The organism is Actinoalloteichus sp. GBA129-24 (genome assembly GCF_001941645.1).
GTDB classification, from domain to species: Bacteria; Actinomycetota; Actinomycetes; order Mycobacteriales; family Pseudonocardiaceae; genus Actinoalloteichus_A; species Actinoalloteichus_A fjordicus.
Genome location: NZ_CP016077.1, coordinates 4772627 through 4796956, shown reverse-complemented (window position 1 = coordinate 4796956; position 24330 = coordinate 4772627). Strand labels below are relative to the sequence as shown.

Here is a 24330-nt window from a genome sequence, read left to right as displayed (position 1 = left end):
CGTTTCCTCCTTCGCGATGAGACGGTGTGGGGGTCAGCGGTCGGTCAGCACGCCGTGCACCGCCCGGACGATCAGTGCGAGCGACACCGCTCCCGCGTCGGGCGTCCCGAGGCTCTTCTCGGCCAGCGGCCGGGCACGGCCCCGTCTGGGGAGCAGAGCCGAGGTGTCGGCGGCGGCCTGGTCTGCGATGACGGCCGCGCTTCCCCAGGCGTCCGGCATTGCAATTCCGGCGGTGATCTGGCTGCTCAGGGCCGAGGCGAAGGGCGTGAGGACGTCGATCATGGTCTTGTCGCCGACCTCGGCGCCGCCCAACCGGCGTACGGCCGTCTCGGCTGCCGTCACCCCGGTGACGACGGCGGGTCCGTCGGGCCGGGACTGGTCGCCGAGTGCGGCGCCGAGCGCCGTCAGGGCCGCCCCCCACAGGGCGCCGGAGGTGCCGCCCGCACGGTCCGCCCAGGCCTCGGCCCCCCGACCCAGCGTGGTGCCCGCGCCTGCGCCAGAGTCGACGGCGGCCTCGGCGGCGTCGACGCAGGCTCGCGCTCCTCGGGTCATCCCGATGCCGTGATCGCCGTCGCCCGCCACCGCGTCGATCCGCCCCAGCTCCTCGGCGGCGTCCTCGATCGCGTCGCGGACGGCGGTGAGCGCGGCGAGCACCCGGACGGCGGCGGCGCGCGACTCCTCGGTGGCGGGCACCGAGGAGCCTGCCTGCTCGGCGGCCGTGGCCCCGACCTGCTCGCCCGGCGTGGTTCCGGCCGAGCCTGCGGAGTCGGTCGTCCCCGCCTGCGCGGCCGAGCCGGTGACGTGCACCGCCGTCCCGGCGGCCGGGCCGGTCGGCGCCGTCCCGCCCGCCTGCGTCGCGCCGCCCTTGCGATAGGCGGGCGCGTCGGCGGGTGCCTGCCAGAAACGCGCCAGCTCGTCGTCCAACCAGGTCAGCGTGAGGGAGACCCCGGCCATGTCGAAGCTGGTCACCAGCTCGCCGACTTCGGGTTCGATGATCTCCACCCCGGCCTCGGCCAGCAGCGCGGCCACCCGCCGATACACGACGAACAGCTCCTCGTACTTGACCGAGCCCAGGCCGTTGAGCAGGACCGCCGCCCGTCGATCACCGGTCTCGGTGACGTCGGCGGGGATCTCCGCGAGCAGGGTGGTGACGAAGAGCTCGGCCAACTCGTCCGCCGTCGGGACGTCCTGTTCGCCGATGCCCGGCTCCCCGTGGATGCCCATCCCCACCGCCATCCGGCCGGGCGGAACGGTGAACAGCGGCTCGGCGGCGCCGGGCAGGGTGCAGCCGGTGAAGGCCACGCCGAAGGAGCGGGTGCGGTCGTTGGCGTGGGCGGCGACGCGGGCGACCTCGTCGAGGTCGTAGCCCGCCTCGGCGGCGGCCGATGCCGCCTTGAACACCACCAGGTCACCTGCGATGCCGCGCCGATCGGCTCGCCGCGCCTCGTCGGCGCTGGCGACGTCGTCGGTCACGGCCACCGAGCGACACGGGATGCCTGCGGCGCGGAGCTGCTCCTGAGCCAGGCCGAAATGCAGGACGTCGCCCGCGTAGTTGCCGTAGGAGAGCAGCACGCCGCCGCCGGAGTCGACGGCCTCGGCGACCGACCGGATCTGGCGTGCGGACGGCGAGGCGAAGAGATCGCCCATCGCCGCGCCGTGGGCGAGCCCGGCGCCGACCAGCCCGCCGAACGCGGGATGGTGCCCGGAGCCGCCGCCGATGACGACGGCCACCGTGCCCGGCGCCGCGCGGTCAGCGCGCACCACGCCGCCGGGTACGCGGCGGATTCGGTTCTGGTGCGCCGCGACCAGGCCGTCGACGAGTTCCTCGGCGAAGTCGGTCGGGTCGTTGAAGAGACGGGTCATGACGATGATCTCCTGACGGCGGCGTCGGGACGGCGAGACGTCGGATGGGCGGTCGCGCGGCTACCGGTCGGCCGTCGGCCCGTCCGCGTGCGACGACGCGGCGACGCTCGGGGGCTCGTCGATCTGGCCTCGACGGGCCAGGACCACCATCAGGACGCCGGAGAGGAGCATGAATCCGCCGACGACGAACATCGGCAGGACGTAGCCGCCGGTCCAGTCGAAGAGCGCTCCGGTGATGTAGGGCGCGGCGAAGCCTGCGAGGTTGCCCATTGTGTTGATCAGCGCGATGCCTGCGGCTGCGGCCACCCCGGTCAGGAACCGGGTCGGCAGCGTCCAGAAGTTGGGCAGTGCCGCGAAGATCGCGCAGGCGGTGACCGTGATGATCGCGATCGTCAGCACCGGGGAGCCCGCGAACAACGCGAGCGGGATGCTGACCGCGCCTGCGAAGGCGGGCACCGCGATGTGCCAGGTCCGCAGGCCGCGTCGGGTCGCGTCCCTCGACCACAGGTAGAGGACGATCGCGGCAGGCAGGTACGGGATCGCCGTGATCAGGCCTTCCTGCAGGACGTTGAACGTCGTTCCGAACCGCGCCTCGAACTCGGCGATGATCGCGGGCAGGAAGAAGGCCAGCGTGTAGAGGCCGTAGATGAAGCCGAAGTAGATCAGGGAGAGCAGCCAGACCCGGCCGTTGCCGAACACGGACCGCATGCCGGGATGCCTGCCGTCGGAGGGCGCCTTGCTCTTGTGCTCGGCCTCCAGCTCCCTGGTCAGCCAGGTCTGTTCCGCCTTGGTGAGCCACTTCGCGTCGGCGGGGCGGTCGGCCAGGTAGAACCAGGCGATGACGCCGACGATGATCGCGGGCAGGGCGACGGCGAAGAACATGAAACGCCAGCCCTCGAGGCCGAAGAACGTCCCGTCCTGCTGGATCAGCAGGCCGGCGAGCGGGGCGCCGATGACCGTGGTCAGCGGCTGGGCCAGGTAGAACAGCGCCAGGATGCGGCTGCGATAGCGGGCGGGGACCCAGAGGCTGAGGAACAGGATCGCGCCGGGGAAGAAGCCTGCCTCGGCGACGCCGAGCAGGAACCGGAGCACGGCGAGCTGGGTGAAGTTCTGCACCCAGGTGAAGAGCAGCGCGACGATGCCCCAGGTGACCATGATCCTGGCGAGCCATCGGCGGGCGCCGAAGCGGTGCAGGGCGAGATTGCTCGGCACTTCCAAGATGATGTAGCCGATGAAGAACACGCCGGAGGCGAAGCCGAACTGAGCCGCCGAGAGGGCGAGATCGTCATTCATGCCGTTCGGCGCCGCGAACCCGATCGCCGTGCGATCCAGGTAGTTGATGAAGAACATCAGGGCGACGAACGGAACAAGTCGAACGGCGACCTTGCGGATCGCCGATCTCGCCACGTCGCTCTCGCCGTGACGCGCGGTGCTCATGGTGTCCACACTGACTCCTTTTGCGCGCTTCTCGCCGGGTGAGTCCCGAGGCGAACCCGATCGAGATCGGGCCCGGCGACGAGATGCCTCGGGCGAGGAGGAAGCGCGCGTGAGTTCCGACAACGCTGTCTGCTCTCGCGTGCCGCCGTGCTCCCGTTCACCCGTGCCTGCGGCCGGGGGAGACGGTTCGGGGCGTGCTGGGAGCCAGTATTGGAGCGCTCCGGTCAACCTGTCAACCGGTTGACCAATTTTTCTCGACGGGTGCGGTGTCTGCGCGCCGTCGCCGCCCACGGAGTCCACGGAGGCGCAGCCGAGCGGATCGATCTTGGTAGCATCGTTGCTCGTGCCCTCGTACCCTGACGATTCCGCCGCGCACCTGAGCACCACGCTCGGCGCCATGCCCACGGGATCGGTCGTCTCCGAGGTCGCCAAGCGGCTGCTCGACTTCTTCACCAGCGGCCAGATCGAGCCGGGGACGCGACTGCCCCCGGAACGCTCGCTGGCCACCTCGCTCGGGGTGGGGCGCTCCGCCGTCCGCGAGGCACTGGCCGCCCTGGAGATCCTCGGGATCGTGATCGTCCGCCCCGGGTCGGGCACCTACCTGCGGGGCAGTGTGTCCGAACTGCTGCCGCGCACGCTGAGCTGGGGCCTGATGCTCGGCGAACCGCGCACCCGTGAGCTGATCGAGGTGCGGCACGGCCTGGAGGTCTACTGCGCCCGCCTGGCGGCGGAACGGATCGACGACGCGGGCGTCGGACGGCTGCGTGGCAGGCTGACGGTGATGCGCGACAACCAGGACGATGATGGCGACCTCAAGGCCTTCGTCGAGGCCGACATGCTCTTCCACCTGGAGATCGCCGAGGCGGCGGGCAACCTGGTGTTGCAGGAGCTGCTCCAGAGCACCCGGTCGCTGCTGCGGGTGTGGGTCGAACGGGCGCTGCGGGACGGGCGGCACGCTCGCCTCGCCGTCGCCGAGCACGAGCGGGTCTTCGCGGCGATGGCCGCCCGCGACCCCGACGGCGCAGCGGCGGCGATGGGGGAGCACATGCGGACGGCGGGTCGCCGCGTCGCGAACGCCATCACGCCCGCAGGCACGGCCCCCGGAGTCGGCGCCGGAGGCGCTGCGGCGACCGGAGATCAGCCGGGCTAGGACGGGCCTTCCATCCCGGTGAGCCACGCGGAGTCCCGTTCCGTCGGCGGCCGCCCGGCATCCCGCGACATGCCGTGACCGGATGCGACCCGGGTCGAGTGCATCGCCGACTCATCGCGCGGGAGCCCCTGCCCCGATGATCACCGAGGATCGGTCTCGGTGACCAGCAGGCGTCCCTAGGATGGCCCGATGGCGGCGGTCCGACAGTTCCAGGTCACCTTCGACTGCGCAGAAGCCGAGCGCCTCGCTCGCTTCTGGTGCGACGTGCTCGGGTACGTCGTACCGCCGACGGAGGAGCCTGCTGCCGGGGACGATCTCGACCGCTCGTCGCCGCCGGAACAGCAGGGCGCGTCGTTCGCCTGCATCGATCCCACCGGTGTGGGGCCGAGGCTGTACTTCCAGCGCGTTCCCGAAGGCAAAGTTGTCAAGAATCGGGTGCACCTCGATGTGCGGGCAGGCGCCGGACTCGTGGGTGCAGAGCGACTCGCCACCCTCGATGCCGAATGCGCCCGGCTGGTCGCGCTCGGCGCGGTACACGTGCGCACGCTGCTTGCCGACGGCGAGAACGAGTCCTGCATCGTGATGCAGGACATCGAGGGCAACGAGTTCTGTCTCGACTGAGGGCCGCGAGCGTGTCCTCGTCCGGTCCTCAGACCGAGGTGAAGTCGCCCCCGATCTGTCCGGGCACGGTGGCGCGATTGTTCGGATCAGACGTGCGCCGACCGGCGAGCCGTCGGGCCGGTTCGATGTGCCTCGTCGACGCGACGGGCGACGAGTCCTGCCTCCTCGCCCCGGCTGCGGCAGAGCCGGGACCCGCCCGCCCGCGTCCGCGCGATGCAGGCGGGTAGTGGTCCATACTCGGTTCCCGGCCACCATGTTGCTGCTATCTTCGTTCGATGTTGACCGAGTTCGATCTTGCTCGGCGCTCGCAGGTCTACGCGGCACTGCCGGAGTACCGCAGACGGCTTCGCGAGCTGGACACTGGTCCCGGCGTCGTCGAGGGCTCGGCGGACCTGAGTGAACACGAGTTCCAGCTGCTCTCCCAGAATGGCGAGGACGGCGTCATCCTGGAGATCCTGCGCCGCATCGGCGTCACCGACGGCTTCTTCGTCGAGTTCGGGGTCGAGACCGGCCGCGAGGGCAACTGCATCGCGCTCGCCGACGTCCTGGGCTGGCGCGGCCTGTTCATGGAGGCCGACGGGGCGCACAATCACCACCTGCACCAGAAATACCGCTGGAACGACCGCGTCCGAACCCTGCACGCCATGGTCACCCCGGAGCGGATCGAGGAGCTGTTCCGCGAGGGCGAGGTTCCGGCCGAACCCGACGTCGTGTCGATCGACATCGACGGTGGGGACTACTGGGTGTGGGACGCCATGGCGGACTATCGGCCGCGCGTCGTGGTGATCGAGTACAACTCCGCGCTCGACCCGGATCGCGCGCTCGTGCAGCCGCGCGACGCACCCGGCTGGGACGGCACGGACTACTTCGGCGCCTCGCTCGGGGCGCTTGTGGAGTTGGCCGAGCGCAAGGGATATCGCCTCGTGCACTGCGAGCTTGCCGGCGTGAACGCCTTCTTCGTCCGGGCGGATCAGGCCGGGCGGTTCCCGGCACCGGCCGAGGTGCGGCGTCGAGGACCGAACTACTTCCTCACCTCCCACGGGCACCCGGCGGACCAGACAGGCCGCGTCTACGTGGAGCTGTGATCGAGCGTCGAACCCGCGTGCGGCTGAGGTGATCGCGCACCGTACGGGCTCCGACGGCGTCGGACGTTCGGGGTAACGGAATGGTCGAAATGGGTTACCGTGACGGTCGTTCGTGCAGGCCCACCCGCCGAGAAGACCGAAATGGCTGAGATGGCTGACAGACCCCTGCCGGGATCGGCGCGCAGGCAGACGGCGGACCGTGGTCGACCCGATGGGCCTGAACCGGACGTCGTAGGCGCAACGGACACCTCGACGGCATCGGGCGGCAGACCCCGTCGGGACGGGCAGCCCGCCCCGCGCGGATTCGTTCCGCCCGGTGAGTTCGTTCCGCCCGGTGAGGTCGTCGCACCTGGCGGGTTCGTCGCGCCTGCCGAGTTCGTTCCGCCCGGCGAGCCCGTGGGTCCGTCGGGAGGCTCGGCGGGGCCGGGCGGGTTCGTCGAGCCCGGCGACCCGCTGCTGCCCGGCGGGGCCGTACTGCCGAATCCGGTCTCGGCAGGCGAGACGGGGGGACGGCGACGACGGGCACCGGCGCCGGACTCCGGTGGCAACGGCCGGGTCGGACGGCGGGAGATCGACCGGCAGGCCTGGCCGAGCGAGGCTGCCTCGCGTGGGCCGGAGTCGTCGGGACGACGGGAGACCGCAGGCGGTCCGGGCGAACCGGACGGAGCCGCGCCTGCCAGGACTCGGCGACGGGCCGCGCCTCGCGAACCGGGCCGACCGGACTCCGTGCCCGAAGGCGCCCATCGTCCTCCGGCGGTTCGCGAACTCGGTGCGGTGCGCGAGTTCGACGGGGTGCCCTGGCCCGCCGAATCCGAGGCCGGGCCGGGCGGCGCCGCCTCCCGTCGTGGCGACGGGCCGGAGCGGGTCGAGACGATTCGGCCGGACGGCCTGCTTCCCGATCGAGGACCGGCACCGGGCGGGGGCGACGCGCGAACCGGCGCGAGCAGATCACCCGCAGGCCCCCGGGCGGCGACCGGCCCGCCGCAGACCGAGGCGTTACGGCAGCCCGGTGGGGCTCCGCCGCCGGGGCCGCCTCGAGGTCCTGACGTGCCCCGGAATCCCGCCGCTGCCCGGACTCCGAACGCGCCCGACACGTCCAGAAGCCTCGGCGAGTCTCGATCACCCGGCCTGGCGCGGGAGCCCGGCGTGGTGCCGCCGTCGTCGCCCGGCGCGGGCCGACAACCGCTGCCGCCCCGGCCTGCGCCGGTCGAGGAGACCGTGCAGTTCGACCAGACCCAGGAGATCAACGGGGGTCCGAAGGCGCCGCCGCAGTCGAGGAATCCGCCGCCCGCGCCGCCGCCGAAGCCTGCCCCGCCCAAGCCCGCCCCGCCCGAGCCCGCCGACGAGACGGTCCAGCTCAAGGCGGTCCCAGAGCCCTCGGAGACCGGCACCGCGCAGGGCGCCGAACCGCCCCCGGCACCAAAGCGTCCCCGCCGGATCGTGTTCATCGACATCGTCCGCGCCATAGCGGCCCTCTGGGTGTTCTACGGACACGTCGACATCCTCTTTCTCCAGGAGGAGGTCGGGCCGACGTGGTTCACCACGGCGTTCAACTACTTCATCGGTCCGCCGCTGCACCTGGGGGAGGAAGGGATCGGCGCTGCGGCGGTCCCGCTGTTCTTTCTGGTCAGCGGCTTCGTGATCACGCCGATCGCACTGAAGATGGGCACCGGCCGGTTCACGTTGAACCGGCTGATGCGGCTCTATCCGCCGCTGATCGTCGCGGTGCTGATCGGCGCTGCGGCCGTGGCGGTCGGCCTGCATCCGCTGGTCCTGCGCAGCGAGCCCGACGTGACGCTGGGGAACATCCTCACCAACATCACCCTCATCAACTTCTTCCAACGGCCGCTCGGCGCCTTCGTCGGAGTGGGGTGGACGTTGGCGGTGGAGCTGTTGTTCTGCCTGCTCCTCGCGGCGATGCTCCCGTTGCTGCGTCGCTGGATCTGGGTCGCCATCGCGGTCGAGATCGAGATCCTGCTCGTGCTGATCCTGCTCGGCAACCACTTCGGCGGCACCTTCGGCGTGGTGGCCTCCGAGCTGCCGTATCTGCTGATCCCGGTCATGGGACAGGCCATCTGGGCCGGGTGGAACAAGAAGATCCACGGGTGGCTCGCCGGGTTCTTCCTGGCGATCTGCTGGGGGCTCTACGTCTGGTCCTCGCACCTCGACCTCGCCGACGACTTCGTGTTGCGACCAGCCCCGCTGGCCTTCGGTCTGCTGATCATGCTGGTCGGGCTGGGGATGGAGAATCGGCTCCGGCAGCGGGCGGTGTGGACCTGGCTGTCCGAACGCAGTTTCTCGCTGTACCTGATGCACGCCGTGGTGGCGTTCCCGGTGCTGCGCGCACTGGTGGACGTGACGCCGCTGTGGGTGACCCTGCTCGCGGGCGTCGCCGCCACCGCGGTGGCGGTGGAGCTGTGCTACCGCTTCGTGGAGCGACCCAGCCACAATCTGGCCCGCCGCTTCTCCGGACGACCCACTCGGCGCTGACCGCACCCGCCTCGTCCCGCGCATACGCGTCCTCGGCGTCCTCCGTCGTCGGGCGGCCGCTGTACGGCCGACCGCACCCGGTCCGCGCGGGAGACCTCGTGCGGTGGCCGCCCGTCGAGGGCCCGGCAGGCGGCATCGCCACTTCTGAGGAGATCGTGCGCGCCGCGTCCGAGAGTTGGCGCGGCGTACGCCGGTACCGGCTCGCGACGCGTGCCTGGCGCTCGCCTCGTCGGCGTGACTCATGGCTGCGATCAGTGACACTTGTCATCCGAAATCCATGACAGTTGTCAGAAGAAGTCATGACAGTTGTGACTACCGCCGATGATCAGCGCTGGCGCAGGATCTACGACATGACCACGCAGACGCAGACTTCCCGTTCGCCCGGCCTCGGAGCGATCCGAAACCGACCCGCCGACCACGGCTCGGCGGTCGTCGCCGCCGAGTGCCGCCGCCTGGCGACGCCGTCGAGTCGGGCGCTGCGCATCATTCGCGGCCTGGTCCGACTGCTGGGTCGATGGCGCCCTCGGCCGCCGCCCGGTCTGGGCCGCCGCAGGGCGAACCCGACGTGCGGGGGGAACGCGAGCGCGCCGATGCAGGCACCCGGCCTGCCGAGCGGGGCCGCGGTCCGACCATGGCCGCCGACCGAGGCGCGGTCAGCGAGGGCCCTCACGTGTCGAGGCCGTACGGTCGGCCAGGAATCGATCGAAGGTGATCTCTCCGACGGCATGTCTCGGCGTCAGCTGCCTGCCCGCGCGAAGGCTGCGCCCGAGCGCGCCGGGCACCGGCAGTGTCACCACCCGGGCAGCCCTGCCCTCGGCGGTCAGGGTGCGTCGAGCGAACTCGGCCAGACCGAGCACCTCCGGACCGCCCAGTTCCGGCACCCGCCCGGCGGGCCCGGTCTCGACCAGCTCGACCAGTCTGCGTGCGACGTCGCGGACGTCGATCGGCTGACATGCGACGTCGGCGGGAGCCAGGACGACCGGCGACCGTTCCTGCACGGCGGCCAGTCGGGCCACCAGATCGTGGAACTGGGTGGCCCGCAGGATCGTCCACGGCACCCCCGCGCCTGCCACGATGCCCTCGCAGGACAGCTTGATCCGGTAGTACGGCAGCGGCACGGTCTCGATGCCGACGATGGACACGTAGATCAGATGCGGGGGATGCTCGGAGTCCCGCGCGATCTCGGTCAGCCGCCGGGTCGCCTGTACGTCGCCTCGGCCCGAGGTGGTCGCACAGTGGACGATCGTGTCGACCCCCGCCACGGCCTCGGCGATGCCACTACCGGTCGCGAGATCCCCGACCACCCGGTCGTGGGCAGGCTGATCGGGGGACTGCGGTCGCCTGCTGAGCACCCGCACCGCGTGGCCTCGGGCCTGCAGCCGTCGCACCACGGCGCGTCCCAGTGTGCCGGTCCCGCCGGTCACCAGAGTCGGTCTGCTCACGATTCCTCCTGGTCTCTCGGATGCGCTCGTCGTCGCCGCGACAGGCTGCCTGCGAAGCGCAGTCTGTCGTGTCTCGGGGCGATGCGCAGCGCGATGATCAGCAGCAGCCGCGCCCCGGCCACCGGGCTGACGGCCGTGCGCATGCTGCACGATGAGGTGTGGGCCGTTCGGCCGTTCGGCTTCCCCCGTTCGCCTACTTTCGTGACGGCGTTCTCCTACCCTCACGGCATGAGCCAGCTCGTCAGGACCGCAGTGGAGCTGCTGCGTCGCGCCGACGTGGCGCGAGCAGGTCCGTTGTCGTCTCTCGGACTGACCGAACTGGCCGTGCTGCTCGGCGTGTCGAGGTCGACGCTGCTTCGCCGGATCGGCAGTAGACGTGAACTGGATGCCGCGTTGATGGAACTGGGGGCACGCTCGGTGCTGCGGCCTCCGGTGGCCGACCGCGTCGTGGACGCCGTCGCCGTGCTGATCAGTGAACGGGGCGTCGGCGCGGTGACGCTCGACGATGTGGCAGCCAGGGCACAGTGCAGTGTCCAGTCCATTCACGTGCAGGTCGGCGGACGCGACGCGGTGCTCATCGAGACGTTCGCCCGCTACAGCCCGCTCGCCGGGATCTCCGTCGCACTCGTGGAACCGCCTGCCGACCTCGGCGGGGCCGTTCTGCGCGTCTACTCGGCCGTGGTCGATGCGGTGCTGGGAATGCCGGTGATTCCGGCGCTGCTCACCGAGGCGCTCGCCCGGCCGGACAGCGGGCTGGCCCGCTACGTGCGCACCGGCTGCGTCCGCGCCGTCAGCCTGCTCCTCGCCCGGTGGCTCGCGGGGCATCGGCTGGCAGGCGCCATTCGGCCGATGCGGTTGCGGCAGGCGATCGTCTTATTCATCGGGCCGATCGCCGTGCAGGTGCTTGCCGAGGCTGCGGCAGGCGGGCGCCCCGATGAGGCTGCCCGGCTGCGCACCGCGACCGAGCTTGCGGACTCGTTCTGTCGCGCGGTCCGCCCCGATCCCGTGATCTGACCGCACGGCAGATCCGTTGCCGGTGGGGAGCAATTTCGGAGGCGGACGACGGGGACGGCGGTCCTGGCCGGCTGTCGTGTGCCCGATGCGACCGGCCGATTGTCGGTGGCCTCGGGTTGGATGACGGCGCCGCGTCGGGCGGCTGCCGCTCTGCGCCGCCGACCGATCCCGGCGGCGGTCGGTGTCGTGTCGAACTGCGACGTCGACGGTCGGTGCCGATCATCGGGTGTCTGCCCGCCGGGGCAGCCCTGTTCGGCTGCGGTGTCTGTCGAGTCGGTGCCCCGAACCGGCGCGACGTCAGCCCGCACCCCCCACGACGAGAGGATCGCCGACGACATGGCGGAGTACAGCGAGATCGACGGCGTGCGCACCTGGTACGACGAGCACGGCAGTGGTGAGCCGGTGGTTCTGCTGCACGGCGGGTTCAGCGACTCACGGGACTTCCACGGCAACCTCGACGCGCTCGCCGACGGTTTCCGGGTCCTGAGCCCGGATCGGCGGGGTCACGGACACACCCCCGACGTCGAGGGGCCCATCACCCTGGAGCTGATGGCCGAGGACACGATCGGCTTCCTGTCGACCGTCGTCGGCGGTCCCGCGCACCTGGTCGGCTACAGCGACGGCGCCGCCGTCGCACTGCTGGTCGCGTTGCGTCGTCCCGACCTGGTGCGCAGGCTGGTCCTCGTCAGTGGTGTGTTCCACCGCGACGGCTTCGCCGTGTCGTTCGACGGTGACGGCGAGATGCCGCAGGACGTGGTCGACTCCTACGGCGAGGTGTCGCCCGACGGCATCGAGCACTTTCCCGTGGTGGCCGAGAAGATGGCGCGCTGCTCGGCGGCCGGCCCGACGCTCACGGCGGCCGACCTCGGCGGCGTCGGCAGCCGGACCCTGGTGATGACCGGCGACGACGACCTGGTGGCACTGGAGCACACGCTTGCGCTGTACCGGGGTGTCGCCGAGTCCGAACTGGCCGTCGTCCCCGGCACCTCGCACCTCTTGTTGGTCGAGAAGCCTGCGGTGGGCACCGGCATCGTGCGTGACTTCCTCACCTGCGATCCGGTGCCCACCATGCTGCCGCTGCGTCGATCGTCCTGAGCCGGGTTTGGTCCGGCGATGCGGCGGATACCGGCTGTCGGCCAGCGTCCGCCGCGCCTATTGGACAGCGGGCGGCATCACGTCGTCGGCGACTCCGACAGGTCGACGGCGGGCTCGCCGCAGATCTCGAGATTGACGATGTTGACTGAGCCGATCGCGATCAGCGCCGCGTCGGGACTCACATCCTGCTGGTTGAACAGCACGCTCACCTGCCGTGCGCCGTCGTCGGTCGCGAAGGACATCGTCGTGTAGCCGGGGATGCTGCCGGTGTGCCCCCACAGCCGAACGCCGCAGGTGGTGGTCATCTCCTCGATGCCGAGCCCGTAACCGGGCCACAGCTCGTGGCCGGTGGGCACGGTGTCGCGCAGCAGCGCGGTCAGCTCGGGGGAGAGCAGCCCGCCGGTCAGCAGGCTCGCGAACAACCGTTGGAGATCCTCGGCGGTGGACACCGCTCCGTAGGCGGCCCAGGCGAAGGACGGATTGATCTCGGTGACCTCGTGCCGCTGCCCGTCGAGCACGACGTAGCCGGTCGGATGAGGCTGGGGCAGTCGCGGCTCGGTGCCGGGCAGGAAGGTGTCGGCCATCCCCGCCGGTGTGAAGACCTCGTCCCGTAGGACCTCGGGCAGCGGCTGTCCGGTGGTCGCCTCCACGATCATGCCGAGCAGCACGTATCCGGTGTTGGAGTAGTGGAACGCCTCGCCGGGGCGGCTGACCGCACCGAGTGCGACGCCCATCTCGACGAGGTCGGCAGGCGCGAAGGTGCGACTCCCGTACTCGGCGGGCGTCTCCTGTTCCAGCGTGACCGTGTAGTCGGCGAGTCCTGAGGTGTGCCGCACCAGGTGTTCGACCGTGATGACGTCCTCTCCTGGCACCAGGCCGGGCACGAGTTCGTCGAGGGTGTCGTCCAGCGACAGCCTGGCCTGGTCCACGAGCCGGAGTACTGCGGCCGCGACCATGCTCTTGGTGAGGCTGGCCGCGCGGAACGTCGACTCCGCAGGCATCGGCGTGCCCGAGGTGAGGTCGGCGAGGCCGCCGGCGGCCTGCCATCGTCGCGCGCCGTCGGCGATGGTGACCGCGACGCCGGGTGCGCCCGCCTCGACCATGCGGGCCAGCTCGGCCTCGATGGTCGCGCGGTCGGCAGGCGCGCCTGCCTCGGTCGTGGCGCTCGCGGTGGCGTGGGGCGCGCAGAGGATCAGCCCGGCGGTCAATGCCGCGAGGCGGCGACGTCGGCGATCGGGGTGAAGACGGGTGTTCGACAAGGGGATTCCTCTCGGCGGCGCGGTCGATTCGACCGGCGGACGGACAGCCCGTTCAGTGCAGCGCAGGCCGGGCGTCCGCCGCACCGGGCGATCGGTCACCGGAGGCCCGACGATCGGATGACGGACGGCGGCAGGCGGCGACCTTCGTCCGGGTGTTCGGGACCTTTCGGCGGCTGTCGGATCGGGCGAGGCGTCTGTGATGCTCGTGTCTCGGTTGGCGGATTTTGGCGGCCGCACCACGGACTGTCGCGGGGAGCAGCCGTTCCGGACCTGCGGAGCGGCCGGGTGACGAGGTGTGCTCGGCTGGTCGGCGGGGTGTCGGGCGAGGGTGACGGCGTGCGAGGAACCCCGGCGTCGATCGCGGGTGGTCGCCCAGTGTCCGGCAGTCGCACGTCCGGATCACGACGTCCGAGTGCGGCCCGCCGCCTGCGGGTCTGCCACGGTGAGCCGGCTCGTCGGCCGCCGAACGTCGGCCGGGTCGCGGTGATCAGCCGATGAACCAGCCGCCTGCGGGCTCATCGGGGAGGATCGGCTTCTCCGCCAGCCGTCCCAAGTGGACAAGGATGTCCTTAGTGGACTGCTGTCGGTGGACCGGACGCCTGCCGGCTCGCTGGAGGTGGGCCTGCGGGCTATGGGTTCGCTTGGGTGGGCCTGCTGCGGGTAGACCTGCCGGCTATGGGGTCGCTGGGAGTGGGCCTGCCGTAGGTGGACCTGCCGCGAGTGGGCCGCCGGGTGACAGCCTGTTCGGCGCGACGATCGACGACGGCCGGGCCACCGATCGGCCGACCGACACCGATGAGGAGGAACCGGAAGTGACGGGTCTGCTCGCCCGGCGGCGACCGACCGGGCTCGGGGGCTGGCTCGCCCGCTCCCGGACGCGGGTCGTCGCCGCGTTGATCCTGGTCGCCGCCGCTGCTCCGGCCGTTCCGCTCGCCGCGGCGGCGGGCGCGGCAGAGAGCACCGAGGCGTTGGTGTGCTGGTACTCGGCGGCGGTCCAGCTGGCGGGCAGCCTGGCCGTGCTGCTGCGACCTCGGGCGGTCGCGGCCGCGACCCTGGCGGCCGCGGTCGCCGTGCTGCTCCCGATCTGGACCGGCGAGATGGGTGAGACGGCGGGCTACTTCGGCGGAATCAACCCATGGCCGCCCCTGGCGATCCTCATCGCGTCGGGGATGGCGACCAGGCAGGGCGGCCGGGGTACGGACGTCCTGGTGGCCTGGGGTGTGATCGGTGTCGCGGTGCTGGCGGCGGTCCGGGTCTGGGAGCCGTCGACGAGCACCGTGGTCTCCGGGGTGCTGCGGACCGTGCTGCCCGGACTGTTGGGAGCGTTCCTCGCGACGCGGGAGCGGCTGGTGGCCGCGCTGCGTGAGCAGGCCCGTCGAGTCGAGAGCGACCACCGTCGTGCGCTGGCCTCGGCCCGGCAGGCCGAACGGACGCGCCTGGCCGATGAGATGCACGACCTCGTCACGCATCGCGTCAGCCTGATGGTCCTGGCCGCCGACGCGCTGCGGCGAGCTCCGGACCAGGAGCGGAGCCGCGCAACGGCTCGGGTGGTCCGGGAACACGGGGTGGCCGCCCTCGACGAGCTGCGGGAACTCCTCGGTCTGCTGCATGCCGATCAAGTCCGGCATTCCGGCCCCGACACGGCTTTCGACCACAGTGGACATCCGGCGGCCGACGACGTCGTTGCCCGGTCGGCCGTCGAGCCTCGACCGAGGGCGGGCGGCGTCGCACCGGACCCGGACGTCGAGGACCTGATCGCGGCTGCCGAGTCGGCGGGGACGTCGGTGCGGTTCGACCGAGACGGTGAGCCGAGGGCGGTCCCGCTGGCCGTGCGACGGGCCGTGGCGCGCGTCGTGCAGGAGGCGTTGACCAACACGCGCAAGCACGCGGCGGGCGCGGCGGTCCGGGTCGAACTCCGGTACGACTCCGATCGCGTGCGGGTCGAGATCCGCACCGCCGCGCCGGGGCGGACCGCTGTCGCCACTGCGCCGGATCACCTCGCCGCCGCAGGCACGCCGAGGCTCGCCGAGCCGGATCGTCGCGGGCCGGGCGATGCCGAGGCGGCAGGCGCGGCGGAGCGCGGTGCCGGGGAGCACTCCGCCTGCGAGAGCCTCGGCGCGGCGGCCGCAGGCAGGGACACTGCAGTCGGGTCGAGCGACGCCGAGTGGGCTGAGGTCGGGTGCTCCGGCGTCGAGCAGACCCGCGTTGAGGGCGGGGTCCGGCCCGGCGTCGAGGAGGCCGATGCGAGCCCGGCAGGCACCGGCCGGGCGGAGGTCGAGCCGGGTGACGCCGGGCGGGCAGGCGTCGGGTCGAGCGGTGCCGAACCCGGCGCTGTCGAGGTGAGTAGCGGTGGATCGGCAGGGGCGGACCACAACGGCGCCGGGCGAGCCTGCGCCGGGCAGGCCGTTGCGGAGCCGACCGGCGCCCAGCACGCCGAGGCGAGGCTGGCCGGTACCGGGTCGGGCCGGGGCCTGGCCGCGTTGCGGCACCGGGTCGGGCTCCTCGGCGGCACGCTCCGCGCGGGCAGGCTGCCCGACGGCGGTTTCCGGGTGTCGGCAACCCTGCCGACAGCCGGATCGGCCACACCCGGCGGGTCGGAACCGCCGGCTGAGAGTCGGTCGTCGATCCCGCTCCGTCCTGAGCGGGGATCGCCGTGGACGAGCTGCACGGCGCCCGGAGGGAGCCAGGACGAAGTCCTGGTGACCGACGACAACGCCGCAGATCGCCGCCTGCCCCACGCAACAGGACAACAGGGAGCACCGACAGGCTCTAGGGTGGTCGGGTGATCCGGGTCCTCGTCGTCGACGACGAGCCGATGGTGTGTGGTTATCTCGGCGCGATCCTTGCCGACGGCGCCGATGTGGAGGTCCTCGCGCCAGCGCACGACGGGGCCGAGGCCGTGGAGGCCTCGGTACGGGGACGGCCCCACGTCGTCCTGCTCGACCTGCGGATGCCCGGTGTCGACGGGCTCACCGCGCTCCCGCACCTGCGCGCCCTCCCCGAGCCGCCCGCCGTGATCGTCCTGACCACCTTCGACTCGGACGCCCATGTCCTCGACGCGCTGCGTGCGGGCGCGGCGGGCTTCCTGGCCAAGACCACTCCGCCGGAGGACCTGCTCAACCTGGTCCGCGTCGCCGCCGACGGACACGCGGTGCTCTCCTCGCAGGCGATGCATGGTCTGCTCCGGCCGACCGCCGCCGCCGACGAGCGCAGACGGGCCGCCGTGCGGCTGCTCGACGGACTCACCGAACGAGAACGGGAGATCCTCACCCTCATGGGCGAGGGGCTCACCAACGCCGCCATCGGGCGGAGACTGCACCTCTCGGAGCCGACGATCAAGGGCTACGTCTCGCGCATCCTGCTCGTACTCGACTGCGCCAATCGAACCCAGGCGGTGCTGGTCGATCAGCGGGCGCGGATCACCTGAGTGGGCGGTCCGCACTGACAGCGCTGATCTTCACGTCGACCTCGCCTGCCGGTGTCGCCTTCATCCTCGTCTACGCGGCCCTCGCAGCCGGTGGCTGTGCAGCGGTCCTCGTCGCCGCGCTCGCTCGACGTGCCCGGGATCGCTCAGTTCGCCTGTCGTGACCCGACATCGCCTCGGGACAGGGTGGAGCACGAGCCCGGTGTCGCGCATTCCGTCCTCGGCGGTGCCGATCAAGCGCGGGAGGAGCTGGTGCCACAGCCGGCGCGCGTCGCCTGGCGGGAGGTCGGCCGGGGAACCACGGCCGCCGCGAAACCGAGCACGCGGTCGGGTCCTCCTGCCCCGCGCAGGCGGCCCGGCCGGCTGCGCGATTCGTCCGAGTCCCGGTCCGCCACCAGAGAGCCCCGCCCGGCGACGACCAGAAGAGGCTCGGCGAGGAACCCGCACCGGGCACGATCCGGCCCGTCGTCACCGGATCTCGGTCGTCACCAGCAGGCGAAGGTGCGCGGCCAGCCAGGACTCGGCCCTGGCGACAAGATCCTCGGCCGCCAGCGAGGTCGCGAACTCGGCCGTCAACGCCCCTCCGGTACGCAGGCCGACCCGGTTCAGACCGGTCGCCGCATCCTCGATCCGGCGGCGCAGGCCCGGCGTGGGATGCCGTAGACCACGATGGGCGGCCTCGGCGAGCACCAGGAGCGCCGTCTCCAATGCCGAGTCCAGTGGTGCGGGCCGCGTGTGGATCGCCGTCGCCAGCGCGGACCCGCCGTCGCCCGGCGCGAAATCGGGCAGCACCACGTCCGGCCCGACCAGCACGGCGATCGGTTCCAGGACGAGCCCGCCCCGCACCCTGGTCAGCAGGCCGCTGATCGACAGGTCGTCGCCGTCCTGCCTGCGCAGCGCCTCGGCCAGCGCGTCCAGCGCACCGGGGGCCGAGGTGCGGTAGGTCGCCGAGACGGTCATCGGTGTGCCTGCCGCATCGGCGATCACCGCATCCAGCCGCTGGTCGCCGGGGTGGTAGCCGATCTCGACCACGCGAGCCACCCGGACGACGTGCACGTCCTCGGCCTCGACCCGCGGCCGGATCAGCCGGGGCGGCAGGCCCTCGCGCGCCCGTGCCGCCGCCGCGAAGTCGTCGATGAGCAGCGGATCGGGCAGGCGGTTCCACGCGGTGCCCAGCGGCAGCACGGTCGTCCTGGCCACCCGGCCGTCCGCGATGTGCAGGAGCCTGTCCGCGGTCCGCGATGCCGTCTCCGACACGATCTCGGCGGCGGCCAGCGCCCGTAGCGACGCCCGCGCGACCCGTCGCGGCGCCAGATCGTGTCCGGTCGGATCTTCGCCCTCCGCGACCTCGTACCGGCGGCGCAGCACCAGGACCGTACCGGTGTCCATGTGGGCGAGGAACACCTCCACGGTGCGGTCGGCGGCCGTTCCGGTGACCCTGGCGCCGAGGCTCGTCAGGCGGACTCGCCGCAACGGAGTCTTGGCGGGCTCGTCGGTGCCCAGCACGCGCGAGCGCGGACTGGCGCCGCCGTTGACGACGGCCCGATGCCGGGCATGCAGCTCGACGAGGAGTTCGGCGACCCGCAGGCTCCGATGGTGAGCGCTGCGATCGGCATAGGCGGTGAGCTGCTCCACCAGCTCGCTCAGCGTGGCGGCGGGCCAGTGCAGATTCCCGCTCTGCAGGGTCGCGGCGGCGCGACGCAGCTCGGCGACGGAGGCGGGTCCCGCGTGCATGGCACCGTCGAGGAGCAGTCGGTCCGTCAGTGCGAGGGCGGGCTCGATCCCGGAGGTCGCGGTGTCGGCCCGGTCGCCGACGTCCAGCCGGACGTCGTCCTCGGTCAGTCCTCGCTCGTCGGCCGCCCGGAAGGCCCACACGGCCAGCGCGATGAACTCGCCTCGGTCTGCCCCGGCCGCGTCGGTGTGCACATAGGCAGGTTCGCCGGGAACCAGGAACCGCACGGTGCAGGAGGCCAGCTCGACCCGAGCCACCGGATCGGATTCGGTGGACCGGCGGACTCTGGCCGAATAGCCCGCCCGGTGCAGGCGGCGGGCGGTGGTCATCGCCCGCGAGCCGATCAGCTCGCGCACCGCCTCGTCCTCGAAGTCGCCGGGGGACCACTGGGCGCGCCTGGGCGCGGTGGTCGCCGACACCGAGCCCGCCGGGTCGGCGTCCCCGGCCACCGGATCTCCCGGGTCCTCCCGAGCCCTCGGGTCTCCGGATGTCGTCGACCGTGGAGACGCAGGCTGCTCTCGTGCGTCTCCGCCAGCTGTCGGGCCTTCCGTGGCGGTCGGAGCGTCGGGAACCGCCTGCGCTGTCAGGACGCCCACCTCGCTCGCCACGTCGGTCGTCGCGCCGCCGTGGCCGGCCGAACCAGCCGCCGCCACCCCGGCCCCGGTCGGCTCGGCCCCCGCCGCCCCGTCGTCGCCCGCCCCCGCCTGCCGCTGATACGCCAGCACCAACCCGATCCGATGTCGGCAGATCGAGATCGAGGCACAGTCGCAGCGCGCGCCGTCCAGCCCGACGCCACCGGGCAGCGCCGTCCCGACGCCGTCGGGAAAGCGACCGTGCACGGTGCCGTCGGCGTCGAGCGTCACCGCCGGGACGACGCCCGCGTCCAAGTCCTTGGCCGCGCGCTTGACCAGGCCTCGGTTGGCCAGCGCCGCCAGTGCTTCGGTGGACAGCGCCAGCAGGTCGGAGCGGGTCATCGGCCGATCCTCTCCGCGACGAAGTTCGCCAGCTGACCGGGTGTCATCGCGCCGACCTGGGCTCCGACGTCCGCCAGCCGGCCGGCCGTCGTCCGGTCGTAGTTCGGGTTCGCGTCCTCGTCGAGCGCGGCCAGGCCCAGCACCACGGTGCCCTGCTCCACCAGGGCGCGCACCGTGCGGATCAGCTGATGCGCGTCCCCGCCCTCGTAGAAGTCGGTGATGACCGCGACGATCGAGCGACGCGGGTTGTCCACCAGGCCCGCCCCGTAGCGCACCGCCTTGGCGATGTCGGTTCCGCCGCCGAGCTGAACCTTCATCAGCAGCTCCACGGGATCGGTCACGTCGTCGGTCAGGTCGACCACCGAGGTGTCGAAGGCGACGAGGTGCGTCCTGAGCCCCGGCAGGCCCCACAGACAGGCTGCCGTCACGGCGGTGTGGATGACCGATCCGGCCATCGAGCCGGACTGATCGACGAGCAGGACCAACTGCCACTGATCGATCGCGCGGCGGGTGCGAGAGTAGAACCGAGGCTCCTCGATGGAGACCCTCCGCTGTTCCGGCTGGTAGTTCCCCAGATTCGCGCGGATCGTGCTCCGGAAGTCGAAGTTCCGAGCCTGTTTGAAGCGGCTGGGCCTGCGAGCCCTGGTCCCCGTGAAGGACTGCCGCACCTCGGTGGCCAGCTTCGCCATCAGCTCCCGGATCACCTGCTCGACGAGCTTCCTGGCCAGGGCCAGGACGTCGGGATTCATCAGGTGCTTGGTGCGCAGCACCGCGCGAAGCAGGCTCTGACTCGGTTCGATCCGTGCCAGCACCTCGGGGTCGGTGACGACGTCGAGGATTTCGAAGCGTTCCACGGCGTCCCGCTGTAGTCGTTCGACGGTCTCCCGGGGAAAGAGTCGGTGCACCGCGTCCAGCCAGTCCACTGTCGTCAGCACGGACGGTCCGTCGCCGCCCTCCCGGCTCCCTGGCGAGCCGCCGCGCCGGACACCGCGCCGGGCCAGTTCGGGGTCGCGGCCGTACAGCCAGTTCAGTGCTTCGTCGCGGCCTGCACCGTCGCCGATCGGCGGCCCGGTGTGCTTCTCGGCCGGGGCGCCCAGGATCAGCCGCCAGCGCTGGAGATCCGGGTTCTCCTCGGTCATCGTCGCCCCTCCGCCGAGACGAGGCCCTCGCGGGCACACAGCCGGGACACGCGCGCCTCCAAGGCCGAGGCCTCCGCGATCACCAGCGGGTCCGCCGTCGTACGCAGCAGCCCCCGTGCCGAACCGCGCATTCCCCGCCGGGCCAGCAGACCCTCGGCGATCGTCTCCCGTTCCCTCGGCGGGAAGAACTCGAAGGCACCGCGCAGTGCGGGCAGTGCCACGAGGAAGTCGTCCTCGGTCATCGCGGCGACGATCTCGTCCAGGACGCTCAGCACATCGGAGCGGCCTGCACCGTCGGCTCCGGCGGAATCGACCTCGGATCCTCGATCCGCCTCGCCGTCGGTCAGCACCTCGTCGCGCGCGAGGACGAACAGCCCGGCCAGCCAGTCGCCGAGCGTGTGCGGCCGGGCCGCCGCTCTGGCCGCGCCGCCCGCATCGCGGACGCCGCCGTCCACCGACCAGCAGAAGCCGACGGCGGCGCCGCGCAGGTCCGGTGGCGCCGCGTCGTCCACGCTGATCCGGCGCATCACCGCCACGGCGGAGGCACGGTCCAGGTCGAGTTCGACCTCGGCGTGCCGCAGGGCGTCCCTGGCGGCGGCCACGGCCGCGATCCGGGGGAGGTCGGCGGGCGCCGGACCGGCCTGGATTCCCTCGGCGAGCCACAACACCCGCGTGAGGGCGCCATGGACGACCGCGCCGAACAAGGGATTGCGCACCGAGCCCAACAGCCGGTCATGGCGCCACAGCCCGAGCACCGTGGCCAGCACCCGGCCCAGCGCACCGAGATCCGTCGCCCCCGCCACCCCGGCCTCGACCGAGGAGATGACGCTCTCGGTCAACTCCGCCAGCCCGCACAGCGCCGCGTCGAACAGCACGGCGGCCAGCTCGTCCACATCGGACCCGGCGGAGCCCGCCCGCTCCGTCAGCAGCGCGGTCCCGGCGTCGACGAGCGTGGCACCGTAGGCGCCCGCCTCGATCAACGCGGTCAGCCGCTGCTCGCCGTCCGTCAGCTCCCAGCGCTCCTCGGCGACCGGATCGGCCCCGGTCGCAGGCCCGGCGGTCCGTTCGATGCCGGGAATTCCCAGCACCCGCAGGCGATGCAGTACCCGACTGCGTTCCCGGTCACCGTCCTCGACCAGGTTCAGGGTGACCATGCCGTCGACGAGGACGTGCCGTTCCAGCTCGGCCAACACGGCGGCCACCAGCGGCGGCGCCGGGGTGTCGGGGTGCAGGACGCCGACGCGGTCGCCGCGCAACGCGGCCACCATCTCCACCACCGCCGGATGCGTTCCCGGTGCGATCAGGCCACGGGTCGTCCAGGGCAGCGGATGCGCCAGGTCCTCCGACACCAGCGCCGTGACCAGCCCGTCGAGCATGTCGGTCCGCGTGGGGGAGCGGTGTCCGCGCAGCCGGGCCAGCCCGTCCGCCCCCGCCCTGGCCGCGATCAGGTCCGCGGTGGACACCGGCTGCCTGCGCTTCCGCAGCCGCTCGATCACCGCCGCCATCGCCGTCTCGGCCGCCCGATCCAGGCCGTCTTCCCAGAGCCGCTGGTAGTACTCCGGTGACGGCATCCCCGCCTCGTAGCCCACGAAGGAGTCCAGCCGGGTGAAGGAGTACGGCACCAGGTAGCTGCCGCTCACCGCGTCGCAGGCCGGGCGGGGGATCTCCGGCGGCTCGGTGCTCGTGCCCGGCGTCGCGGCGGCGGCGACCAGCGCGGGCCGATGGAAGCCGCCGGTGATCACCAGCACCGGTCGGTCGCCCGCCTCGGCGACCGCCGCCCGCACCCACTCGGCCATGTACGCCTCGCGGGCGGTGTCCGATTCGCCCGCCTCGGCGATGCGGGCGGCATCCACTCCGCCCGCCTCGGCAGCACCGCTGCCCGAGTCGGCGGCCGCGCCGAGGGCGGGCTCTCCGCGCAGCAGGTCGAAGTAGGCCGCCAGCCGGTCTGCCAGCCCGTCGTCGGCCTCGGCCTCGAAGAGGTGGTCCCAGAGCGTGTCGACGTTGTCGACGGCGAACCGGCGGCACAGCTCGTCGACGACGGCGGAGTAGCGGGTCTCGGCGTCGGCATAGCGGTTGCGGCGGTCGGACAGCGCCGAGTGCCATGCGGGCAGGTCGATGAACCGGACCTCGGCGCCCTGTGCGCGACCGGCGGTGAGCGCCACCCATTCCGGCGAGTACTCGCAGAACGGCGTCCACGAGGACTGCGCTCGGTGGGCGTCCCGGTAGTAGCTGAAGATCGCGATCGGCAGCTGATGGCCGAGGAGCAGCTCGTCGAGCCGGTCGTTGACGTCGGCAGGCCCCTCCACCAGCACGATCGCCGGCCGCAGCGATGCGATGGTCGACGCGACCAGCCGGGCGCAGGCCGGGCTGTGGTGGCGGACCCCGAGGAAGGTGGCGGGCATCAGCCGGGCAGCAGGTGCCGGGCGTCGTGCAACGCCTGCCACTGCGGGCCGCCGGACTTCTTCGGCACCTGCTGCTCCAGGTACCGTCGCAGCCGAGCCAGATCCTCGCCGCCGTCCTTCGCGGCGGTGCCCGCCAGGCACTCGACGACGTCGGCGGCGTTGCCCTCCTCGCCTCGGAGGAACCAGCCGCGCAGGCCGACGGCGTGCGCGACCGACACCGCCTCTGCCGTGCTCATCACGGTGGAGAGCCGGTCCATCGACTGGCCCTGCGCGGTCTTGCCGTTGCGCAGCTCGCGGAAGGTGGTCACCAGCACTTCGAGGACGTCCCGGCTGGGCACGATCTCGACACCGGATCGGCGCAGCAGGTTCGTGGCCTCGCGTTCGACGAGGTCCAGTTCGGTGCGCAGGTCAGCGATCGGGAACACGGTCTCGAAGTTGAATCGACGCTTGAGCGCCGCGCTCATCTCGTTGACGCCCCGGTCGCGGGTGTTCGCGGTGGCGATCACATTGAAACCCTCCCGCGCGAAGACCATCGAGTCCGCCCCCGGCAGCTCGGGGACGGCCACCACCCGCTCCGACAGCAGCGACAACATCGAGTCCTGCACTTCGAGCGGGCAGCGGGTGATCTCCTCGAAGCGGACGATCTTCCCCTCCGCCATGCCGCGCAGCATCGGCGCGGGCACCAGCGACCGGGGCGACGGGCCGTCGGAGACCAGCATCGCGTAGTTCCACGAGTACTTGATCTGGTCTTCGGTGGTGGCCGCGCCGCCCTGGATGGTCAGCGTGGACTCGCCGCAGACCGCGGCCGCGATCAGTTCCGAGAGCAGCGACTTCGCCGTGCCCGGCTCGCCGACCAGCATCAGGCCTCGGCTGGTGGCCAGTGTGACCAGGGCGCGATCGATCAGCGAGGGGTCACCGACGAACTTGCGGCTGATGCGGGCGCGCTCGTCGCCCACGATGAACCGGCGGGCGGCCGACAGGCTCAGCGCCCAGCCGGGCGGCCGATGCCTGGTGTCCTCGGCGCGCAGCCGAGTCAGTTCGTCGGCGTGCCGGATCTCGGCGGGCGGTCGTTGCAGGCTGTCCTGGGACATCGGTGTCGGGGGTCTCTCTCGGGTCGGTCGATGTGGTCGGGCGAATCGGCGGTGAGTGACCTTGCCTGCCGGCCGCAGCCGCCGATCGGCGGTGGACCGCTGCGGCCGGCGC

17 protein-coding genes are annotated in these 24330 nt (G+C 72.2%); 8 read left to right on the top strand and 9 right to left on the bottom strand.

What is annotated here, in order from left to right; all coding sequences use genetic code 11:
• Positions 1–33 precede the first annotated feature (33 nt).
• Both UA75_RS20530 and UA75_RS20525 read right to left on the bottom strand, forming a co-directional pair.
• Complete coding sequence (locus UA75_RS20530) at positions 34–1863, bottom strand: dihydroxyacetone kinase family protein (protein WP_075741645.1); 1830 nt, start codon at positions 1861–1863, stop codon at positions 34–36.
• Positions 1864–1923: 60 nt separating this feature from the next.
• Positions 1924–3300, bottom strand: coding sequence for an MFS transporter (locus UA75_RS20525; protein ID WP_075741644.1), 1377 nt, complete (start codon positions 3298–3300; stop codon positions 1924–1926).
• Between the two features lie 343 nt (positions 3301–3643).
• On the opposite strand from UA75_RS20525, the gene UA75_RS20520 reads away from it, so the two are divergent.
• From UA75_RS20520 to UA75_RS20500, 4 genes are all read left to right on the top strand, one after another.
• The gene (locus tag UA75_RS20520; protein ID WP_075741643.1) at positions 3644–4450 is read left to right on the top strand and encodes a FadR/GntR family transcriptional regulator; all 807 of its coding nucleotides are present in this window, start codon (positions 3644–3646) and stop codon (positions 4448–4450) included.
• Positions 4451–4639: 189 nt separating this feature from the next.
• The gene (locus UA75_RS20515; protein WP_075741642.1) at positions 4640–5071 is read left to right on the top strand and encodes a VOC family protein; all 432 of its coding nucleotides are present in this window, start codon (positions 4640–4642) and stop codon (positions 5069–5071) included.
• A 275-nt stretch (positions 5072–5346) separates the two neighbouring features.
• Positions 5347–6156: a hypothetical protein gene (locus UA75_RS20505; protein ID WP_083683384.1), complete on the top strand. Its 810-nt coding sequence runs from the start codon at positions 5347–5349 to the stop codon at positions 6154–6156.
• A gap of 150 nt (positions 6157–6306) precedes the next feature.
• Entirely contained in the window at positions 6307–8646 is a 2340-nt protein-coding gene (locus tag UA75_RS20500; RefSeq protein WP_198044188.1) for an acyltransferase family protein, read from the top strand.
• Between the two features lie 653 nt (positions 8647–9299).
• Here the strand turns inward: UA75_RS20500 and UA75_RS33235 are convergent.
• Complete coding sequence (locus tag UA75_RS33235; RefSeq protein WP_075741638.1) at positions 9300–10088, bottom strand: SDR family oxidoreductase; 789 nt, start codon at positions 10086–10088, stop codon at positions 9300–9302.
• The gene (locus tag UA75_RS33230) at positions 10085–10231 is read right to left on the bottom strand and encodes a hypothetical protein (protein ID WP_157434323.1); all 147 of its coding nucleotides are present in this window, start codon (positions 10229–10231) and stop codon (positions 10085–10087) included. The genes UA75_RS33235 and UA75_RS33230 overlap by 4 nt, the downstream gene beginning before the upstream one ends.
• 85 nt (positions 10232–10316) lie before the next feature.
• Between UA75_RS33230 and UA75_RS33225 the strand changes: the two genes are divergently transcribed.
• Positions 10317–11102 carry a TetR/AcrR family transcriptional regulator gene (locus UA75_RS33225; protein ID WP_157434322.1) on the top strand — a complete coding sequence of 262 codons (786 nt, stop codon included), beginning with the start codon at positions 10317–10319 and terminating at the stop codon, positions 11100–11102.
• Between the two features lie 336 nt (positions 11103–11438).
• Positions 11439–12197, top strand: coding sequence for an alpha/beta fold hydrolase (locus UA75_RS20480; protein ID WP_075744015.1), 759 nt, complete (start codon positions 11439–11441; stop codon positions 12195–12197).
• Positions 12198–12274: 77 nt separating this feature from the next.
• Here the strand turns inward: UA75_RS20480 and UA75_RS20475 are convergent, their stop codons facing one another.
• A complete protein-coding gene (locus tag UA75_RS20475; protein ID WP_157434321.1) occupies positions 12275–13456 on the bottom strand; it encodes a serine hydrolase domain-containing protein in 1182 nt (393 codons plus the stop codon).
• Positions 13457–14268: 812 nt separating this feature from the next.
• Here UA75_RS20475 and UA75_RS35210 point away from each other — a divergent pair.
• The gene (locus UA75_RS35210) at positions 14269–16242 is read left to right on the top strand and encodes a histidine kinase (RefSeq protein ID WP_075741634.1); all 1974 of its coding nucleotides are present in this window, start codon (positions 14269–14271) and stop codon (positions 16240–16242) included.
• Positions 16239–16883: a response regulator gene (locus UA75_RS20460; RefSeq protein ID WP_075741633.1), complete on the top strand. Its 645-nt coding sequence runs from the start codon at positions 16239–16241 to the stop codon at positions 16881–16883. The genes UA75_RS35210 and UA75_RS20460 overlap by 4 nt, the downstream gene beginning before the upstream one ends.
• Positions 16884–17348: 465 nt before the next feature.
• Here UA75_RS20460 and UA75_RS20455 read toward each other — a convergent pair whose 3' ends face one another.
• The 4 genes from UA75_RS20455 to UA75_RS20440 are packed head-to-tail and all read right to left on the bottom strand — an operon-like array spanning position 17349 to position 24218.
• Positions 17349–19586 (bottom strand): hypothetical protein, encoded by a 2238-nt coding sequence (locus UA75_RS20455; RefSeq protein WP_075741632.1) that lies wholly within the window; start codon positions 19584–19586, stop codon positions 17349–17351.
• Positions 19583–20725 (bottom strand): VWA domain-containing protein, encoded by a 1143-nt coding sequence (locus UA75_RS20450; RefSeq protein ID WP_075741631.1) that lies wholly within the window; start codon positions 20723–20725, stop codon positions 19583–19585. The genes UA75_RS20455 and UA75_RS20450 overlap by 4 nt, the downstream gene beginning before the upstream one ends.
• The gene (locus UA75_RS20445; protein ID WP_075741630.1) at positions 20722–23127 is read right to left on the bottom strand and encodes a DUF5682 family protein; all 2406 of its coding nucleotides are present in this window, start codon (positions 23125–23127) and stop codon (positions 20722–20724) included. Before UA75_RS20445 ends, UA75_RS20450 begins: the two co-directional genes overlap by 4 nt.
• Positions 23127–24218, bottom strand: coding sequence for an ATP-binding protein (locus UA75_RS20440; protein WP_075741629.1), 1092 nt, complete (start codon positions 24216–24218; stop codon positions 23127–23129). Before UA75_RS20440 ends, UA75_RS20445 begins: the two co-directional genes overlap by 1 nt.
• Positions 24219–24330: the final 112 nt, after the last annotated feature.